11 protein-coding genes are annotated in these 21,539 nt (G+C 39.1%); all 11 read right to left on the bottom strand.

Going from position 1 to position 21,539, the window contains the following annotated elements; all coding sequences use genetic code 11:
* Positions 1-142: 142 nt before the first annotated feature.
* Positions 143-2,614, bottom strand: a complete 2,472-nt coding sequence (locus FLV_RS02895; RefSeq protein ID WP_243230610.1) for a glycosyl hydrolase family 95 catalytic domain-containing protein — start codon at positions 2,612-2,614, stop codon at positions 143-145.
* 205 nt (positions 2,615-2,819) lie between these two features.
* Complete coding sequence (locus FLV_RS02890) at positions 2,820-4,244, bottom strand: acetylxylan esterase (protein ID WP_243230609.1); 1,425 nt, start codon at positions 4,242-4,244, stop codon at positions 2,820-2,822.
* A gap of 163 nt (positions 4,245-4,407) precedes the next feature.
* Entirely contained in the window at positions 4,408-7,158 is a 2,751-nt protein-coding gene (locus tag FLV_RS02885; protein WP_243230608.1) for a glycoside hydrolase family 78 protein, read from the bottom strand.
* 69 nt (positions 7,159-7,227) lie between these two features.
* Complete coding sequence (locus FLV_RS02880) at positions 7,228-9,102, bottom strand: six-hairpin glycosidase (RefSeq protein WP_243230605.1); 1,875 nt, start codon at positions 9,100-9,102, stop codon at positions 7,228-7,230.
* A gap of 181 nt (positions 9,103-9,283) precedes the next feature.
* Positions 9,284-10,201 (bottom strand): glycoside hydrolase family 43 protein, encoded by a 918-nt coding sequence (locus tag FLV_RS02875; protein WP_243230603.1) that lies wholly within the window; start codon positions 10,199-10,201, stop codon positions 9,284-9,286.
* A gap of 201 nt (positions 10,202-10,402) precedes the next feature.
* Positions 10,403-11,977 carry a glycoside hydrolase family 28 protein gene (locus FLV_RS02870; RefSeq protein WP_243230601.1) on the bottom strand — a complete coding sequence of 525 codons (1,575 nt, stop codon included), beginning with the start codon at positions 11,975-11,977 and terminating at the stop codon, positions 10,403-10,405.
* Between the two features lie 162 nt (positions 11,978-12,139).
* Positions 12,140-13,528, bottom strand: coding sequence for a glycoside hydrolase family 140 protein (locus tag FLV_RS02865; RefSeq protein ID WP_243230599.1), 1,389 nt, complete (start codon positions 13,526-13,528; stop codon positions 12,140-12,142).
* A 177-nt stretch (positions 13,529-13,705) separates the two neighbouring features.
* Positions 13,706-16,855, bottom strand: a complete 3,150-nt coding sequence (locus tag FLV_RS02860) for a DUF6298 domain-containing protein (RefSeq protein WP_243230597.1) — start codon at positions 16,853-16,855, stop codon at positions 13,706-13,708.
* Between the two features lie 189 nt (positions 16,856-17,044).
* Positions 17,045-18,745: a polysaccharide lyase gene (locus FLV_RS02855; RefSeq protein WP_243230595.1), complete on the bottom strand. Its 1,701-nt coding sequence runs from the start codon at positions 18,743-18,745 to the stop codon at positions 17,045-17,047.
* 293 nt (positions 18,746-19,038) lie between these two features.
* Positions 19,039-19,710, bottom strand: coding sequence for a DUF3826 domain-containing protein (locus tag FLV_RS02850; protein ID WP_243230592.1), 672 nt, complete (start codon positions 19,708-19,710; stop codon positions 19,039-19,041).
* A gap of 77 nt (positions 19,711-19,787) precedes the next feature.
* Entirely contained in the window at positions 19,788-21,497 is a 1,710-nt protein-coding gene (locus FLV_RS02845; protein WP_243230589.1) for a polysaccharide lyase family 1 protein, read from the bottom strand.
* Positions 21,498-21,539 lie beyond the last annotated feature (42 nt).

Here is a 21,539-nt window from a genome sequence, read left to right as displayed (position 1 = left end):
AATTTCTACTCGTGCAAGGTTTTCATTCTGTTTTTTCTCACAGTTTTGTCATTTCGACGGAGGAGAAATCACATCCAATATTCCACAACAGTGAGTGCTCTACTTGTGTGATTTCTCCTTACGTCGAAATGACAAACAAGACTTAATTCGCAGAAAAACTATACGTCTGCCCAGCTTTCATCTCCACATCATATTCATTATACTTCGGCAATTTGACTTTAGGCAATTTTGCTTCTTTAGCAATAATTGGTTTCTTTACTTCCACATCATAAAATAATGGATTTGGGTTTTTCCCTTTTGCTTTTTTAAGTGTAATTCCTTTATCTGCTTTCAACGTGTTTTCCAATTTCAATCGACAGTTTCCTCCTAATTTTGAGTACACTTTCAAAGTCGAAATTTTATTGTTTTTCCAGGTCATATCGATTACAAATCCGCCTCGGGTTACCAAACCTTTGATGCTTCCGTCTTTCCAGACTGTTGGCAACGCAGGCAATAAATGAATCGCATCTTCCTGACTCTGCATCAGCATTTCGGCGATTCCGGCAGTACAGCCAAAGTTACCGTCAATCTGAAACGGCTGATGTGCATCCAGCATATTTGGATAGGTTCCACCGCCTTTTCTTTGGTCAGCGGTTACCAAATGCAATTGATCCTGAATCAGTTTGTAAGCGTGATTTCCGTCTAATAATCTGGCCCACAAATTCACTTTCCAGCCCATTGACCAGCCTGTTGATTCGTCTGTTCTGTAAATTAAGGATTGTTTGGCCCCTTCAAATAATTCCGGTGTTTTGATTGGCGAAATCTGATTACTCGGAAACAAGCCGTACAAATGGGAAACGTGTCGGTGATTGTCTTTTGGATTATCCCAATCGTCCTGCCATTCCTGTAACTGACTGTGTTTTCCGATTTTCATCGGAGGCATTTTTGCCAAAGCTTCACTTAACTTTTTTGTGTAATTTTCATCCGGTGCAACTAGTTTCGAAGCTTTAATCACATTCGAAAACAAATCAAAAACTAACTGATTGTCCATCGTTGTTCCGGAAGCAATAGTCGATTTTCCGGTTCCGCCAGCGTGTGTGTTTTCAGGCGAACTTGACGGCACCACAACCAAATAACCTGTGTTGGGATCGGAAATCATAAAATCCAAAAAGAAATCTGCTGCTCCTTTAATCACAGGATAAATTTCTTTTAAATAATTGATGTCGCCTGTGTATAAATAGCGTTCCCACAAATCCTGCGAAACCCAGGCACCGCCTGTCATCCACATTCCCGAAGTTGCAGAATCCACCGGAGCGGTTACGCGCCAGATATCGGTGTTGTGGTGCAAGACCCAGCCGTTCGCATTGTACATTGTTTTTGCTGTTACTGCTCCCGTCGCGCTCAATTCTTTTGCCATTTGGATAAAAGGCTCGTGCATTTCGGAAAGATTGGTTACTTCTGCCGGCCAATAATTCATCTCGGCATTTATATTGGTTGTGTATTTACTGTCCCAGGGCGGAGTTACCATATCATTCCAAATTCCCTGTAAATTAGCAGGCTGACCGCCCGGCTGTGAACTCGAAATCAATAAATAACGTCCAAACTGAAAATATAAACTCGTCAATTGCGGATCGAATTGATTTTTGAAATCACGGATTCTTTCGTTTGTTGGTTTTTTGATGGCATCGTTTGAACCTAAATCCAAAGCCACTCTGTTGAAGAATTTTTGATAATAGGCTACGTGTGCTTTTTTGATTTCATCAAAACTTTTCGGTAAAGCTTTTTCTAAAAACGATTTGCTTTTCGCTACTTCGTCTTCGGTAATGTCCTGATAGTTTTTGAAATTGGTCGCTATCGAAATGTAAAGAGTTACCTCATCAGCTTTGTTTATGATTAGAATTCCGTTGCTTGCTGAAACTTCTCCACCTTTATTTTTGGCTTCGATTCGTCCCTGAAATTTCACTTTTCCTTTTACGTTTTCGAAATTAGTTCCAACTCCCGAAAGCAGAATTTGATTCCCTTCAGTCGACGGAACGGTTTTGTCAATCGGGCTGTTCATAAAAACATTCGCCGTAATCTGTCCGGGCTGACTTGCCGATAATTTCACGACAATCACCTGATCTGAAAACGAGGTCAAAATTTCTCTGGTAAATTCTACTCCGTTTACGGTGTATTTCACTTTTGCCGTAGCGTTTTCGATATCCAAATCACGGTAATAATTGGTATATTTTTGATGCCCCGGAAACGAAATATATGCGCTTCCAAAAGTCTGATACGGCATTCCGTCATTGGTTTGCGACATAATATCCTGTGTCGCCAAAGCCTGTGCTTCGTCAAATTTCCCTTCGAAAACCAGCTGTCTTACTTTTGGCAAAGCCTCAATTGATTTGGTATGCGCATTGCTGTTTGGCGAACCCGCCCAAATGGTTTCTTCGTTCAATTGCAAACGCTCCACCGCGGGATCTCCAAAAACCATTGCACCCAAACGGCCGTTACCCAAAGGCAAAGCTTCGTTCCAGATTGTTGCGGGTTTGTCGTACCACAATTTTAGTTGGCTGTTGGTTTGCGCTGTTGTATTTTGTAAAACAAATAACGAAACTCCTAGAAAAGCAATTATTTTATTTTTAAACTTCATATTTTATACTTTTTGGGCAAATGCCCTAATTATTTTTTAACCACAAATTGCACAAATTATCACAAATTTTTCAAGTTATGAGAGTGCGTGAGGGATAGAAGCTGGCTACCGAAGTAGCGCGGATAGCCCGACCCGATTTGGGAAAGGGGGCGACTGAACGGTTTCGAGAGTTGCCCCCTTTTTCAAATTGGGTCACGCCCAACTATTACTTCTTAACTTCATATACTTTCAGATTTTTTTCTCCGAACATTTCATATAATTTGTTGATGTCTTTTATTGCGTTTTTAGGCAGATTTTCGGCTTTGTTGCCAAAAACATATAATTTATCATAAGGTTCAATCACACAACTTGACTCGTCGATTTCGCCTTTTTCGTTCTTCACTTTGTTGAGATCCAGACCTAAATATTTCGCCATAAATGGGTACAGCGCCATACGCTTTGAAACGCCAAAATCGTGCCCTTCCTTGGCAAAATGGGCATTTTCTACCAAATCTTTTTTGCCGTACAAATCGTAAGTTCTTTGGATGAAAGGGAATTCTAATTCGGGAACTGCGAGTGTCCAGTCTTTTCCGTCGGACACAATCAACTGTGGTTTTGGCGCCATCATTGCGGAGATTTCGGCATTGTTGGTTCCATTACCGCAAAGGTGGATTCCGCGACCGCTCTCGCACGGACAACCTCCCGAAAAATGCGAGGAAACCATCACCACGGGAGCCGAAACCGTGATTCGATCATCTAAAGCGGCCAAAAACATCGTGTGCGAACCTCCGCCAGAACCGCCCGTAACGCCAACTCTTGAAACATCGGCATTTTTTATGGTGGCCAAATAATCCAATAATCGGATTCCGCTCAAGACCTGAACGGTTGAAGCAATGCTGTTTCGGTGCGTTTCTTCGGGAAATTGCAATAGGGATTCGCCCCAGGCAAACAGGTCGTAACTTACTACGATTGCTCCCATTTTGGCCATTATGGCGCAACGGTATTGTTCGTCTTTTCGGTATCTTCCATCGCCGAAATGTCCATCTGGCGTTAAGATAATCGGTGATTTTTTGTTTAAAGGATACGGTTTGTAAATCGATCCTGTTGTGTAAACGCCCGGAAGAATTTCCAACGCAATGTTCTCAACGCTGTAATCTTTATAAATTCTTTTTGGTGTTAAGATTGGTTTTGATTTGGGTGTTGGCGGTGCTTTGTCCAAACCAAAAGACGTGATCATACAGGCTTTTATTTCTTTTTTGCGTGCTTCCCAATCAGAAACATTAGAATATAAAGTAGTTAAATAATCCAAACGCTCTTTTCCTTTATCAATGGAAACTTTATGGTTTTCATATTTTCGGATTTGATATTTTCCGTCCGGCTGTTTGAAATACGTCAACTCAAAAGGGACTAAAACATTTGCCAGAGACACTTCTAAATTTCCTTGCTCAATTCGCCAATCAGCGTAATCGAGTTCTTTTCCTTTCAATAAACCACGGTCGTCAATTATGGTGATTTTGAAAATGGTTTCAATGTTTTTTATCGTTTCTGAAACCGGTTTTCTAAAATTCGTATCGGATGTGCATTGCGCGTTTGCAAACGTCAATGCGAAGATTGAGATTATTACTGTATATATGTGTTTTACTTTCATCATTATTGTTTATTAACTAACTTAAAATTGAAGGCGGATGACACGGATTCGCTAAAGCGAAGACGCGGATTAAAAACGGATTTTATTTATTTTAAAATTAAAAAATCCGTTTTTATCAGCGTTTTTACGAAGTAAATCCGTGTCATCTGCGTTCTATATTTTCGTTCTATATTTTGCATTCTATTGTATATTTTCCTGAACCTAATTTCAAATTTTTAGTCGGTTTTCCGTTGACTTTTATTTCTGAATTATTGGTGATTGGCAATTTTATGGTCGCTGATGTATTCACAGGAATGGCAACTTTCAGGATTAATTTTCCGTCTTTCTTTTCCCAGGCCGATGCAATATTTCCGTAAATAGATTGGTACGTTGCTCTTACAAAAGTCATATCGCCCACGATTTCCGGCTGAATAAAGAAATGTTTGAATCCTGGATTTTGATTATCGGGAATGATTCCGGCCAGACTTTGGTAAAACCATTCTTCGATTTGTCCCATCATAAAGTGATTCCACGAGTTTCCTTTTCGCGGATCCCATTGTTCCGTCAGAGTGGTCAGGCCAAATTTAATCTGAAAACCATAACCCGGCGCATCGTAATGATTGTTCATTTTGTACATCGTTTCGTTTTCGCCGTTTCGTGCCAAAGCCTGAAATAAATAACGGTTTCCAACATCGCCTGTGGTTAATCGGTCACCTTTGGCTTTGATATCGGCTAATAAATTCTGCATTACTGCCGATTTATGTTGCGGTTCTACGATATCCATAAAAATTGGAACGGCATTGCTAAACTGACTGCTGGTTCCGTATTGCTTTGTTTCTGTATTAAAAAATTCCTTGTTGAAAGCGTTTTTAATATCCGAAGTCAAAGTTTCATATTTCGTAATATCTTCCGTTTTATTCAATAGTTTTGCCGCTTTTGCAACTAAATTCGCTCCATAAAAATAATGAGAAGTTGCCGAAAGCGCAATCGGGCTGTTTTTGGAATAACCCGCCGAATGGGTTCCGTAATCGTACCAATCGCCCAATCCGTGGGAAACGATATGATTGGTGGCTTTGGTTCCTAAATAATCGACATATCTTTTCATTACGGGATAATATTTCTCGATTAATGAAGCATCGCCATAATATTCGTAATACATCCACGGCAAAATTACACCTGTAGCTCCCCATTCCGGAGAATCGGTGAAATCGCCTCCAAAAACTACATATTCGGGAACAATGGTTGGAATTAAACCGTTATCTCTTTGCGAATCCGAGATGTTTTGCATCGTTGCTGGAATAAAACTTTCGAGATTATAATTGAACAATAATCCCGGTCCATTTAAGTGAATTTCTTCGAGCCAGCCTAATTTTTCGCGTTGCGGACAATCGGTAAAAACACTTTGGAAATTACTTTTTATAGCGTTGTTAATCAGTAAATGTGTTTTATTGAAAATATCATTTGAAGATTCGAAAGTCCCTGCTTCACCTGCCGAATTGTAAATAAAATTTGATTTTAAGTCTAACAAAGTCGGAAGATTTTCGTCCTTGATTTTCTTGTAATTGATGTTTTCAATCTGAACGTACTGATAACCGTAATAACTGAATTTCGGTTGCCATTCTTCAATGCCTTCGCCTTTCAAAGTATAATCGTAATAATACGGTTTTCCGGTTTTTCCCTGTCCGACCGTTCCGTCTTCATTTAAACTTTCCCCTACCCAAACACGAACGGTCTGTCCTTTTTTTCCTTTGACTTTTATGGTGGTAAATCCCGAAAGATTTTGGCCCATATTGAAAATATAAAAGTTAGGTTTCAGTTCTTTTGCTTCCTTAACTCCATATTGTTTTTGAACTGTAATTGGTGTTGTAATCTGTGGTCTCAAAATACCTTTTGGAGCCTCCTGAACAACTACTTTTTTCCAGGTCGAATCATTAAAATCTTTATTGTTCCAGCCTTTTTGTTCCAGATTCGCGTTGTAATCTTCTCCTCCAAAAATACTATTGTAAGTAATCGGACTTTTGCTGTATTTCCAGCTTTCATCGGATTTTATGATTTCCTCCGCGCCGTCTTTATAAATCACTTTCATTTTGAAAAATAAAGTCGGTGGACCAAAACTTACATAAAATTTCGAATAGCGTTCGGCAAGCGTGTTGTACATTCCGTTGCCTAATAGAACGCCAATTACATTTTCTCCGATTTGCAGTTCCTTCGCGTTCAATTCATACGTATTAAAATTAACGGTTTTGTCGTAATCTGTCCATAAAGGAGCAAACTCACTATTGCCGATTTTCTTTCCGTTAATCGTCAGTTCATAATGTCCTAAACCTGAAATGTAAACTACCGCTTCCTTGATTTCTTTTTTTACTTCGAAAGGCTTACGCAACATAATACTTCTGCACGACAATGAATCCGAAGCATTGATCAAAGCATCTTTTTTCTGTCTGTTGAAAGTGGCTGTATGGTAATTTCTACCTTCCGGTAAATGGCTGTTGGCTTTTGTAATCGCACCAATCCAGACTGGATTCAAATCTGATGCTAAAGGTGACATTCTGAACAAAGCTGTTTTGCTCCAATTGGATGCCTTGCCTTTTTGATTCCACACTTTGACTTTCCAAAAATATTTGGTTTCGCTTTTTAGCGGAGTTCCGCTGTAAGTAATTTGAAGATTTTTCTCTGAATTTACTCTTCCGCTGTTCCAGATATCGCCGTTGTCCTTTTTTAGATTTTCTTCCGAAGAGGAAACCAAAATCTGATAACCTATTTGTGAGGCATAAAATTCTTTTGAAACCAACTGCCAGCTTAATCTTGGCTGATTTTGAATTACTGCCAATGGGTTTTCTGTCATTTCGCATCTTAAATGCTCAGCAGAAATTTGTCCATTCGAGATGAAAGTTATCAGAAGACAAAAGAGGAATACTATTTTTTTGAAATTCTTCATTTTTTATTTTTTGCACGCAGATTCAGCAGATTGGGCAGATTTATTTTTTAATCTTTAAATATTTCAATCTTATAATTTCTTTGTGACCAATGATTTAATATTAAAAACTGCTTCTGGAATTAATTTCCCTGTATCTGGTAAATCTGTAAAATCTGGTGTATCAGGTTCTGTGTCGGCATTTGGTGTGTAACGCTGATTGCCTGTGCGGAACATAATGCGTGAAATACCATCAACCGGAGCATAGAATATTTTGTTGGTTTCTTTGCCGTCATTCACTTTTACGGTGTAGGAACGGGAAGTTACATCTAATTTAACTGTAATTGTATAGTCTTTTCCGGCTTCGTATTTTCCAATTCCGCCGTGACGGGCACCGTGTTTTACTTTTATTTCTCCATCCGAATCGAAAATGATGCGAATCGCAGGCAGTCCTTGTTTGTTTTGGAATTCCACCTGCAGTAAACCGTGATTATTTTGTTCCGGTTTTACGGTGAAAGTCGCTTCCATTTTTTGTGCAAACGGAATCACACGCTCGGCACGGGAATAGTCAAAAAAGTCCTGATCTCGTAAAGTCAGCCATTTTTTACCGTCTGTTTTCTTTTCGATTTTGGTGGATGCCCAGGATAAATCGTAGGTATTCCATAATTTTAATTCTTCTCCGTTTGGCAAATCGTTGAAAACATCATTGGCGTTTTCTTTTACTTCGCTGGTCACAGGAACCGGAACAGAAGCCACCCAGATATCTTCTTTGTTGACACTGTAACTTACCCAAAGTTTTCCATCCGGCGGAGTTCCGTCTCCTTCATTTATTCCGCGAACGTATTGTGGCCCCGCCGATTTGTAGTTTCCGCCATAACGCATCGGACTTACTTCACCGTGAACCAATAATAAATCTTTGTAATTCAGTCCGTCGTCGCTGGTGGATATTGCCAATGGCCAACGGTATTCTGACGGATTATAAACAGTTGCATAACGGTTATCAGACGTTTTTTGTCCCCAGATTTTAGCGTTGCTGTTTACAAATCCAGGTGCTCTTAATGGAGTGTATTCCCATGTTTTTCCGTTGTCTTTACTTAAGGAGGTCAAAGCAAATTTCCATAAACCAACTACGTTTCCGTTTGGTAAATGGTAATAATTGAATGCTTTGTATTGTTTTTTTAATGGAATCAAAGCGTCATCGCGATCAGCTTCTTCAACCCATTGTTGCATCAGTAAAGGTTTTGACATCAGCTCATCGCAGGCTTTGATGAATTTTTTGTCTTTGCTTTTGGTGTAAAATGGAAAAGTCGTTGGCAACGGATTTCCGGTTTTATTGTATCGGATAAAATATATTGGTCCATAAGTTCCGTCTTTGTAAATCTCTCTGATTACACGACCAATTCCTTTTCCGTCATTCGGGTCGTCTTTTTTGTCTAAGGCAACTCCGTAATAACCGGTTGCCAGTAATCTGTTGTCGGAGGAAACATAGAAACCCATTCGCTGATGCATAATCGCATCGATATTTTTCGCTACGCCTTCTACTCCTTCTTTTTTGAATCCGTCAGGAACGTGATAAATTGGAAAAAGTACTGCTGGTTTTGTCCAGTTTACTCCGTCTTTGGAAGTCATCATAAAAGTCTGGCTCGGCGGAATGTGTTCTCCAGACGGGTCGCTTAAATAATGCAGGTAAAAAGTATTATTCCAATACGCCATCATCGACTGGTGGTTGTAAGTCCAGCCAAAACCGTCTGCTTTTTCAGGATGTTCACGGCTGGCGCGCATAATCTGCGTTGCGTGAACACCCACTGCCGGACTCAATTGCCCGTGGTGGTAATCGATATTGGAAAGTGTTTTGCCTGTATATCGAATCGTGTCATTTTGTGCCAATGCAGAAGTTACTGCTCCGCAAGTCAAAAGAACTGCTGACGCGGTTGCGATATTGGTTTTTATGTTTTTAAATGCAATCATTGTCTTTAATATTTTGTTTCACGCAGATTTTACAGATTTTGGCTGATTAAAGCAGATTTATATTTTAAAAAATCTGCCTAATCTGCTTTAATCTCTTTAAAATCTGCGTGAAAAAATTACTCTCGCACATTGCTTCGCCTGTTCGCTTTCGCTCGGGTCTGCAGATTTAGCAGATTATTTTTTATTTTCTTTCTATCAATCCTTTTAAAACGGCTGACGAAATTGTTGTAATCGTTCCGTGTTTATGTCCTTCGGGCAATTTTATTTTTGAGGAAACATCTTCAAAATTTACAAAATCTGATGTGCTTAAGGCTTTGTAATTTTTGGATCCGTAGTTGTCATAATACAGCAACCAGTTTTTACCGACTTTCACAACTGTTGGGCCTTCTGATAAATATTCCGTCAAGGGTTTTGATCTTTTTTCGAATGGTCCTAAAGGCGATTTACCGAAAGCAACTTCTATGTTTCGCATGGGTCTCGTGTTATCTTTTAAAACCAAAACGTAATCCTTTTTGCCTTTTTTCACAATCACACAATCGATGACGCTGAAACCGGGATCATAGTATAATTTGGTATCCGAAAAGGTTTTGAAATCCTTGGTGGTTACGTAATACATACGGTGATTGTTTTTCTCGTCTTCTACTCCTTTTTCGAATCGGAATGGAATTGTCGAAGCCCAGATAATGATGTATTCATTTTTGACATCATCATAAAAAATCTCGGGCGCCCACACGTTTACGACTTCAGGTTCGTGTTTCATTACTGGAATATATTCTTGTTTTGACCAATGGATCAAATCTTTGGAACTGGCATAGCCGAAACCATTTCCGCCTTTCCAGTCGGTTGTCCACACCATATGATAGGTTCCGTCTGCACCTTTTGTAATGGAGGGATCACGCATAATTTTGCTGGCTCCGATTTCGGGTTTTAGGAATGATCCTTCCAAACCTTTCCAGTTGTAGCCGTCTTCGCTGTAGGCGAGATACAAACCTTCGGTAGCGGGTTCCCTGAAAGAGCTGAAAAGGAAAATTTCTTTCTTTTTCTGGGAATAGCTTACTGCGAAAAGTGAAAGCGTTAGTATGATGAATATTTTTTTCATGTTTTCTTATTAAACACAGATTTCACTAATTATCACAGATTCTACTTTATTCATTTAACTAACCCAAAACTTTACCGCAAAGATTCGCAAAGGTTTACGCAAAGAAGCGCTAAGCTTTGTATTCCTCATATTTTAGTGTCATTTTTTATTTGTATCAATTAATTTGTGCTAATCTGTGAAATCTGTGTTATATTATTTAATCTATTCTGTAATTGCTTTTTTATCCAGGTCTTTTCCTTTTTTCACAACTGTGGTCACATTGTTGAACACATTGTTTTTTAGGAAGATATTTTTCGTGTCTTTTCCGTTTGCTTCGATGAAAATATCGGTGGCGTTGAATGGAAAATTGTTGTTGATCATAATGTTCGAGGCGTTGTCGATTTTGATAACCGGAACTCCTTTTATCGGTGTCGATGAACCTACATTGTCCAGAATCAGGTTTTTGGAATCGCTGATTTTGAAAGAAGAACCCACGGTTGCGTTGACTTTTACGTCGTGAAATTCTACATCGGTCGCCGTGTTTATGGTGAAGCCTTCCTTGCCATCCATATTGATGTTGGAGAACGTGATGTTCTGGATTGGCATTTCAACGATTCCGCGAACGAATCCGGCTTTGTTGACATTTCCGCCCGTAACGTTGCTGATGTGGATGTTTCTGAAAATCGGCGTGCGCTCGGAAACGGGCTCTACGGGATTGTCTTTGTCGTAGAAAAGATCGAGAATAATGGCTTCTTCTTTGATGTTTTTCATTACGATATTGTCGACGCGAATGTCCTCGACCACTCCGCCACGACCACGAGCGGCTTTGATACGGATTCCACGATCGGTTCCGTCAAAAACACAGTTGGATATCGTGATTTTTTTGATTCCGCCTGACATTTCGCTTCCGATTACGACACCACCGTGACCGCTTAACATCGTACAATTGGTGATCGTCACATTTTCGGTTGCTTTTCCGTATTTACGGCCGTCTGCATCGCGACCCGATTTGATGGTGATACAATCGTCGCCCACGCTGATGTGGCAGTTTGAAATGTGTACGTTGGTGCAGGACGAAGGGTTGATTCCGTCTGTGTTTGGGGAATGCGGATTGTTAATTGTGATTCCGGTTACAGTTACATTGTCGCAAAATTCAGGATTTATGGTCCAGAAAGGCGAGTTTTTGAAGGTTACGCCTTCGATTAAAATATTTTTGCAATTGTAGGCCTGGAAAAAAGAAGGTCTGAAAAAGTGTTTGTCAATCGTTCTTTTATAGTAAGGTTCGTAAACGATTCCTTTGTTTTGCTCCGTCCACATTTTTTGGTATTTGGTTTCCGGAATCGGACCTTTTGCAGTTTCGATTCGGTACACTTCATTCCACCACGCTTTTCCTTGTCCGTCGATTACGCCTCTTCCTTTGATAGTGATATTTTCGACATCTTTGGCATAAAATAATGGGGAGAACGACTGCATCACGATGCCTTCGTAACGCATTTCTACATACGGAAGATAGTCGTCAAAATTCTCTGAAAATTTCAAAAGAGCGCCTGAATCCAAATGGATGGTGATGTTGCTTTTTAGTTTTAAAGCGCCTGTTAGGTATTCCCCGGCTGGAAAAAATATGGTTCCGCCTCCGTTTTTAGATGCTTTTTCTATGGCATTCTGAATGGCTTCGGTGCATTTTATTCCTTTGTTGTTTCCGCCTTCGTTTAGGATGTTTAGCCAGCCGTCATTGGCGAAAGCGGTGTTTAGTCCTGTGATGAAGAAGAGTACTATTATGATGTTTTTTATTTTCATAGTGTTGCTATTTTTGGCTCTCGCAGATTTAGCAGATTGTGCGGGATTTTTTATCTGCTTGATCTGCTAAATCTGCGAGAGATATTTATTCTCATTTTTGTCATTTTTATCGAATTTCGTTTGTGATTTCTCCTTCGTCGAAATGACAAGATTGTGTTTACATTACTTTGAACTTAAAATCAAAACCCAGTCGTTTCCGTCTTCTTTTTTGCCGGAAGGCTGGAATTCCTTTTTTCCTTTATTATCAAAAATTCCAATCTGTGTTTTTTCTCCATTCCTTGGGTTGTACCAGGTTGCGGTTACTTTATCTCCTGAAATTTTACCCATATTCACGGTAATCTTTCTTCCTGTATAGGTGTAAATCAAAGCATAATCATTTCCTCTTGTTGCCACCTGATAATCGTATTTTTGACCTTGATTGACCACTAATGACTGATCCGGAACTCTTTCTAAATACGGAAATTCCAACATCAGATTTTTAATATGTATCATTTGTCCTGCTCCCGGCGCATTGATAGCGTCATTCCACAATTCTTTGTTTCCGTAGGCCGGATTGTCACCTTTTCTGAACATTTGCATTACGGCATTGTGTCCGTAGGTGTAACCCGCTCCTCCTGCGAAAACCGACCAGTATCCGTAACGACGTACATCATTGGCAGTCCATTTTGGCTGTAAGGTATCGTGCAGACCGTGTGGAATTCCTTCATACGATGGTTCTCCGTCTAAGGTTGGTTTTGTTGGTTTTAAATCCCAGTCTCTTTGAACGAATTTATAATTGTCTTCTTTGAATGAATTTTTCAAAGTATCCTGATCGTATCTTCTGTGTCCTGATTGGAACATATTGAAATCCAGCCAGCTTGCATTATGATAATTCTCTGATGAATCGGTTCTTCCGAATGGATGAAATGTTACTAATTGATCCGGATTACTGGTTTTTAAAACACTTCCGAGTGCGTTCCAGATGTCCTGAAATTTATCTCCGTAGGTATCGCCACCGTTCAGCCAGATTATATTGGTTCTTTTTTTATATCGGTCTGCTAAAAACTTGGCGTATTTTTCAACATCCGCTTTCGTTACTTTGCTTTTAGCACTGCTAATATTAGTTCCCCAAACCGGAACCATTGCCAGATAGATTCCGTTTTTTTGTGCTACTTCCAAAGTATAATCTATATGGTCCCAGTAATCGTATTCGGGAGCATTGTTTGGGTCGTTGCCCGGTGACGTAATTTGATGTGACAAATTATCATTCATTAATGCCTGATCGCCATACGCATTTACAGCATTCACATTATGCAAAACCATCACCTGAACGACATTGAACCCTTTTGCTTTTCTGTCTTCCAAATATTTAACAACACCTTCTCTGTCCAATTTTCCGAATGTCAGCCAGCCTGTATCGCCTAACCAGAAAAAAGGTTTTCCGTCTTCGGTAACAAAATAGTGCTGATTTGGGGAAACTTTAAGTCTAGGCAGGTTTTTGGATTGCGAAAAACCGGTTTGTGCTGTCAACATCAGGCTTATGCTCAGGGCGAATAGGTATTTCAGGTTCATTTTATTTTTATTTTGAATTATGTTTTTGTTTTTTTATTTTTTTGCCACAGATTAGAAGGATTAAAATGATTTCTTTCTGGTCTGGGTATTTATTTTTTCTCGCAGATCTTGCAGATAAAGCAGATTTAATTCTTAATTCTTGAATAATAAATCTGTGTTAATCTTTGTAATCTGTGGCTAACTTTTTTTCACTACGAATAATACTTTTTCTTTGATTTCAGCTTGCGGAATTACGACTTGTTTCCCTCCGCTGATATTTGCTTTTTTGGTGATATTCCCATTGGAAGCATTGATTGTATATACTTCGAAAGTTCCTTTGTAATTTGATAAATCGATCGAAACATCCTGATCGTTTTTCAGATAAAAAAGATAGGCATTCCCTTTATTTTCAAGCTTCCAAAGCTTGTCTGAAAAAGTAGTTCCTTCTGCAAACTTCATACCAGTAAGAGCGGAATGAAAGGCAGAAAGTTCAATTTTTGGAACATTCGCCAAAGAGGCTCCTGCCATTAAAGCCGGCCAGCCAAACCGTGGTGCTCCCATTGTGGAATACAACACTGCTTTTTCCGGATATTTTTCACGGTATTCACGAACTGCTCTGTAAACCTGATCGTCTGTTTCTTTTCCGGTTTTGATTTTACGTGCGTGCTGACGCGGTGCTAAATTTTTTCCGCCTTCCGGAGCATACAGCGTTCCGTCTTCTTTGTAATACCAATATCTGATATCAATTACGTCAACAGTTTTGGATCTTACTTCGTCATTTAGAATAGCATCCTGAACATCTTTTGTGGCACTCAAAGCGATTTTGGATTCATTTTGATGTGTTTTTTCATAATTAGCTATCACATCAATCCAAAATTGCATGAATGCTAAAGGACCTGTGTATTCAGCACTTGTGAGTTGCAAAACATTAGCATTGTCTTTGAAATTTTCGATGTTTTTTTCAATGAATGCTACGTGTAACTTTCGTATATCAGCATTTTTTACATCATAAAACTGCTCGGCAAGAAAAATTCTTTTGTCTCCTGCATAAGGCGGTGGTTCCGGTAATCCTGTCGTATTGATATTATTGGCTGGACGCCAAGGGGAACTTGCCCAATGTGCTCCGGCTTCTAAAATATTATGTTGAAAATAGGCTTCGTTTAGCAACAGCTTATTTTTTTGACCTGCTAATTCGGCAAAGGTTTTCAATCGGTTCCAATACCAGGCATTGTATCGGGTCAAATCGTACTTGCTCAGATGATCCCAGGCAATTTCCTGTCCGCTTCTGTCGAAAGGCTGTTCGTAGAAAGGCGCCCAAACATCGGCATCCATTCTTCTGATTCGTTCGTGGTCTGCCATTCTTTGCTCGTACCACAATCCGTAATTATGGTCGATCGCCGATTTATTATTTTCGACTAAATAGTTTACGGTTTCTTCCAAGTTATCTGTATAACCTAATCCGTAATGTCCCGGAACAAATCTTGTAATATGCGGTCTTGATTTTGCAATTTCAGATTCACGCAAACTTCCTCTCCACCACGGTACGTCTACAACTTCTCCAGTAATTACTCCTTTTGAAGTGGTTAATAATCCATTGGTTAAAGTAATTTTATCGGTATTGATATTCGTAACTGCATCGGCTTTTACTTCGTCGATACGTTTTGCTTTGGCATAATCAACTCCAATAGGATTTCTTATTGATGCTTTAGTAATAAATTCTTTTAAGGTTTCGTTTAATTTGTAAGCTTCGGCTGTTAAGGCTGTGGCTTGTTCAATTGTTGGACTTGAAGAAGGTTCTGAACCTAAGTCCATAATTTGAGCCTCCATAGGTAATTTGCCCAGACGCTGTTCCAACAATGCATAAAATAAACTTCTTGGACTAATGTAATTGTTTACATCTTTCCAGTGTCCGTTTCCTGCCCATTGCGCCCATACTCCAAAAGCCCAGTTGTTGGCTGTTGGCGGACTATAATTTTCTATTTTGGATGCAGAAGTTTCCCAGATAACGCTATTGGCAACATTCCAGCCTAAACCTCTTCCGTCTTGTTCTTTGTTTTTGAAACTGATGGCGTTTCCGTCAATTAAAGAAACATCAAAAAGGATTCCGGTTGCCCAGCTTCCGACAGAACCGCTGAAACTGTATGGCAGATGTGATTCGCATTGCAAAAAGACATTGGGTCCTGCTGTAGCGTAACCTCCAACTACAAAATCATTGTATCCGAATTCAGAATAGCATCTTTGAAATAAAGTCTGCTGTCCTTCTGTATAAAACGTATTTCTTCTGTGTGCTGCTATTTCCGAAATTGGATTCAGAGAAAGACAATCTTCAACTGTAATTCTTTTGGCTGTTTTTAAAACCGAAACAGCTCCGCCTGCAAATTGTTCAAAATTGACTTGTCGTACCCAAACATCTTCAGCGTTTTCAACAGAAATTCCTGTCCAACGGTGCTGCTCATCTTTGGGATTTGTTGTATCATATTCTGATTTCAAAGTCAGGTTCTCTACACCTACATTACTAATTCGGCCTGACCAAATATAATTTACTACAGTTGATTTTGACAATTCTTCGTCTAAAGCATTCGTTAAAGGTGCATCAATCGTAATTTTATTTCCCTCAACATTTGTAATTTCCCTGTCTGCACGAATCACGAAATCATCGGATTTCCAGCCAATCCAGCCACTTTCTCCACCAAAATCATTCATGGATAAAAGGTCAATCCATTTTTTTGTGATTGGTGTATTGATTACTATATGATCTCCTTTTTTGAGATTAGTTGCATTTTTTAGGATTAAAATAGTTGCTCCTAATGGCGTGTAATTTGCATCTAATTGGAATGTTTCCTTTAAAAGCTGATTATTAATTCCGCTAATATTGACAATTGCTTTTCTGTTAGTTGTGGTTCCTAAAAGTATTGTTCCGTTGCTTCCCGAACCACTTCCTCTTAGTACAATTCCGCTTTCCTTAATATTAATTTCACCCGATACTTTGAAGGTTCCTTTGTCTAAAAGTACGGTCCCTTTAAAACCGTTTTTATCTGCTTTTAATTTGGCAACATAATCAATTGCTGATTGAATTATTTTTGTGGCATCACCATCAATATGGGGTACAAAAACTTTAATCGCAATATTAGGAATCACAACAGCAGAAGCTTTATACCCCGCATACGAAAAATCAGGAATCTGGTTTCCTTTTGCGTCAGCGGTGCGTTCCAGTTTTCCTTCTTTGGATTTTGTAATATCCGGAAATGTGGTTTGTGCTTTAATATTGACACTAAAGAAAATAACAAAGCAGGATAAAACGAGTAAATCCTGTTTTGTTATGATATTTTTGAGTTGAATAAAATTCATTTAATTTTAGATTTCTAGAATTTATATTTTCTACAATTCTGTCATTTCGACGAAGGAGACCCGAGCGATTGCGAACTGGCGAAGCAAATCGCATCCCATATTCCACAACGGTGCGTTTCCTGCTAGTGTGATTTCTCCTTCGTCGAAATGACAAACTTTGAACTTATTTTATTATCGAAATTTAAAACTTTACTGCAATAGAACTTTCGATAAAGTATCCTTATTATTTTCAGGTTTTGTCCAGTCTGTTTTAGTGTTTGGATCAATTCCGTTAAAATATTTCTCTAAGTTAGTATATCCGTCTCCGTTTGCATCTTTGTTCGCATCGGAAGCATCTTTTGGATCCAGACCAAATTTCTTTTCCCAGGCATCCGGAATACCATCATTATCAGAATCTTTATAGGCTTTTCCTTTGTATTCCGGATAACCTCCCACCTGATTCGGATGTGTAATAATTCCTTTTTTGTATGAATCCGCAGGTAATCTTCTTTTTATAAATTCCTTACCAATTGTATTTTCCAAACCGTCTTTTACTTCAATTTTTCCGGTACGAACCTGTTTAACGATTCGTTCATCAACAGCATCACGTTTCGGCAAAGTCGCTCCTGCATTTTCCAACACAAAATTATAAGCCAGTTCTGCTTTCATAATGGTAATTGGTGGCGTTGCGAAAGCCTTATTTTGTTTAATTTGTGCCAAAAAGTCTTTGGTTATTTCAGGTGACAAATCTTCTAATTGTACTCCTCCGTTCCAGTTATCAGCCGTTACTTCAGGAGAACCCACTATATAATTTCCATCAACAAAGGCTTTTCCGTACTGTTTTGGACTAATATAACCTGATTCCGGTTTGATGATTCTATAGCGAATCGGCTGATCGGTTGGCGTGATTGGTCCTGGTTTGAAATAATTATTGATAATATTGTATTGTGAACGATAATCACCACCATCCAGAGTACGGTTCCACCAATTGAAAACGACATTATTCACAAAGTTAAAACTTCCGTACATTCCAACCGAGGCATTTCTCGAAATATTATCGGCCCATAAATTGCGGATAAACATACTATTTAAACCGCCGATAGTACTTCCGAAAGCGTGATTGTAAGTATCCAGACCTTCTGACGAAATGGTATTCTGAATGGTCACATTAACGGCCGGCAGTTTCTCTAATTTTGATTTTTCATTTACCTGAAACTGATGACGGTATAACGAAATATTTTCGTCTAATCCCCAGCTCATGGAGCAATGATCGATAATTACGTTTCCGATTACATTTCCTCCCAAAGCATCGTCACGACGGGTCACTTCGGTTTCTCCGCGGCGAAAACGCATATAACGGATGATAATGTCATGGGTATCTAATAAAACAGATTCTCCTGCAACGCAAATTCCGTCACCCGGAGCAGTTTGTCCCGCAATTGTGATGTAAGGCGCACGAACGGTAATTGGTTTTTGAAGGCGAATGATTCCCGAAACGTTAAATACTACAGTACGAGCTCCTACGGCTTCCAGCGCTTCACGAAACGTTCCTTTTCCGCTGTCTTCTAAACTTGTAACAACAAATATTTTACCGCCACGACCTCCCGGCGTTTGTGCTCCTCCACCCATTGCACCCGGAAAAGCAGGAATATCAGCGTTTACCAAATCTGTTGGCAATGAAGCCCAAGGCACATAAGGACGTCCTTGCAAAGATTCGGCTTTGATGATGTGTTCATTAGCTTTCCAAATCTGATCCAAACGCTCACTTTCGGCTTTCATCATAAGATCAGTTTTTTCCTGAAGCGGTTTTGGAATATCAGGATACTGAGCATAAGCTGATGAAAAAACAGAACAAAAGGAAGCTGCTATGATTGTTCTTCTAAGGACGGTCTTTTGGAAATTGTTTTGCATGAGTGTTTGGTATGAAATTATAAGTTAGAAAACCCGTTGGGTGTAATTAGTTTTTAATGATAATTTTTCGTCAGTTCGAGTGAACCCGATTTTTCATCGGGATTGTATCGAGAACAGAAAATTAGTATTAAAAACGGTTCTCGATACATTTTTTGTTCCGTTTCTCTACACAAAAAACACTCGAACTGACGTTTTTAATAATTACACCCAACGGGTTAGAAAAGTTTGACACTGTAATTTACAAAAGGTTTAATTTAAAAATGTTAAAATTACACTTATAAAAAAAGTCATGACTATTCCTTCTTTTTATTTTTCTCTCTTTCTGCAATACGTTTATTCCAGCCTTCACGTTCTTTGGTCAAATCATAACCTCGTTTAGAAAGGTAATTGTTTATTCTTCCTTTGTATTTACCAAACCAGGCATGCTTTTCTTTGGATGAACCACCATCCATAGCAAGTTCACGGGCTTCAACCAATGCTTTATAGATATATTCTTTTTCCTCTTTGGTCAAAGTAGGTATCATGTCGTTATAGGCGGTCACCGTTACAGGAAGCACCCCATAAGTCATTCCGTCTTTTACTTCAGTTATTTTGGCTTCGTTTAACTGTGTTCCTAATTTTTTCAGATAGGATTTGTGCAGTTTGTCAATTGATTTGTCAGCATTAGTTTTTAGTTTATCAATTTTCTTGTTTTGCTTTTCTTTGGCTAAACTGCTATCGTCTTTTACTTTTTTGATTTCAGTATCTCTAGCGTCCTGAATTTTGCTCAAATCACGAAACTGCTCTGCAATAATATTGGTTACAGCGGTTTCTTTTTGTTTGTTATTCAAGGCTAATTTTTCGACAATTTTACTTGCTCTTTCATTGCTAACCTTTATATATTCCGGGACTGCATATTGTTGTGCGCTTAATTTGCAAAAAGCAAAAAGTAAAAACAATACACCTAATTTCTTAATTGAATTCATTTTATTTATTTTTTAGTCTAAAGTCAAAGGTCATAAAGTCGAAAGTTTATCTCAAACTTTATGACCTAACTTTACTTTTATTTTAAATCTAACAAAGGTCTAACCAATGTTTCTTTGTTATTGGCTAAATCTGTCCAGTCTACTTTGATTGCCGGATTTACACCGTTGATGTAGTCTTCGATATTAGAATAACCGTCCCCATTTAAATCCTTTTTAGCATCGGATGGGTCTTTTGGATCCAAACCGTATTTTTTCTCCCATGCATCCGGCATACCGTCTTTGTCTGTATCAACATAAGCTTTTCCTTTGTATTCAGGATATCCGCCAACTTGTGAGATATCCGTGATGATTCCCTGCTTGTATGAATCCATCGGTAAACGACGGTGTTCAAATTGGTAGAATGTTTTTTTCTCTAATCCTTTTGCGTATTCCGGAACTCCTGTTTTTACAGTTCTAACGATTCTTTCGTCCACTTTGTCTCTGATTGGCAAAGTCGCCCCTGCATTTTTCAAAACGTATTCATAAGCTTCATCGGCTTTCATGATCTTAGAAAACCATGGCATTGGAAAAGGCCTGTCGCTTTTCATTTTATCGAAATAAGTTTTAGCCTCATCATAGCCCATTAATTCGCCTTTTTTGTTTTCGATCTGAATACCGCCATCCCAATTGTCTTTGGTTACTTTTTCGTTATTGTTAACGATGTTTCCTGTTACGTACGCTCTACCGAAAACCATATAAGGCAATTTGCTTCTTCCTGATTCCGGTTTTAAGATTCTGTAGCTGATTGGCTGAGACAAATCAGTTACTGGACCCGGTTTGTAAAAATTGTTAATGATGTTGTAATTAGCGGTATAATCACCTCCGTCTGTTGATCTGTTGTACCAATTGTACACGACATTATTTACAAAGTTGAAGATTCCATTCCAGCCAATTGAAGGATTTCGGCCGGCATTGCTAGCCCACATATTTTTCATGAAAGAGCAATTCTCTCCACCTAAAGTACTTCCGAAAGCATGGTTATAAGTATCCAAAGCTTCTCCGAACAAACTGTTTTGAATAGTGATGTTTACCGTTGGTTTTTTTTCATCCGGATAACCTGCACCCGGACTGTACATGTGTCGGTACATAGACATATTTTCATCTAATCCCCAGGTTGCAGAAACGTGGTCAATCATGATATTTCCAACTGGGTTTCCTCCAATGGCATCATCACGACGTCCTACGAAAGTTTCTCCTCTGCGGAAACGCATGTGCCTTATAATAACATCATGTGTATCAATCCATACAGATTCTCCGGCTACGCAAATTCCGTCTCCAGGAGCAGTTTGTCCTGCAATAGTAATGTAAGGTGCGCGAATAATTAACGGACTCTTGATTTTGATAATTCCCGATACATTAAACACAACGATTCTGGCTCCACCCTGCTCACAAGCTTCACGTAAAGTTCCCGGTCCACGGTCTTCTAAGCTTGTTACCACATACACATTTCCGCCACGACCTCCAAAAGTGTACATACCTCCTCCTTCAGCTCCTGGAAAAGCAGGTATAGACGCCTGTGGTAAATCGTTCGGTCTTGATGCCCATGGAATGTATGGCTTACCGTGTTTCGCTTCTTCTTCAATTACAACTAATGCTTTTTCCCAGGCTGCATCCGAAAGCTTATTGGCTTCTTCTTTAATTGCTTTTTCCTGTGCCTGTACTTCGGGACTTATTTTTGGGTATTGGGCGAAACATTTCATGCTTCCCAAAAGCAAAAGAGGCAATACAAATAATGCTGAATTTTTCATGTTAATTTTAATTTGGTAATTCTTTTTAAACAAATCACCTGT

This window comes from Flavobacterium pectinovorum (assembly GCF_022802975.1).
GTDB classification, from domain to species: Bacteria; Bacteroidota; Bacteroidia; order Flavobacteriales; family Flavobacteriaceae; genus Flavobacterium; species Flavobacterium pectinovorum_B.
Note: the sequence above shows the minus strand (reverse complement) of the source record. Positions and strands in the feature narration are given on the sequence as shown.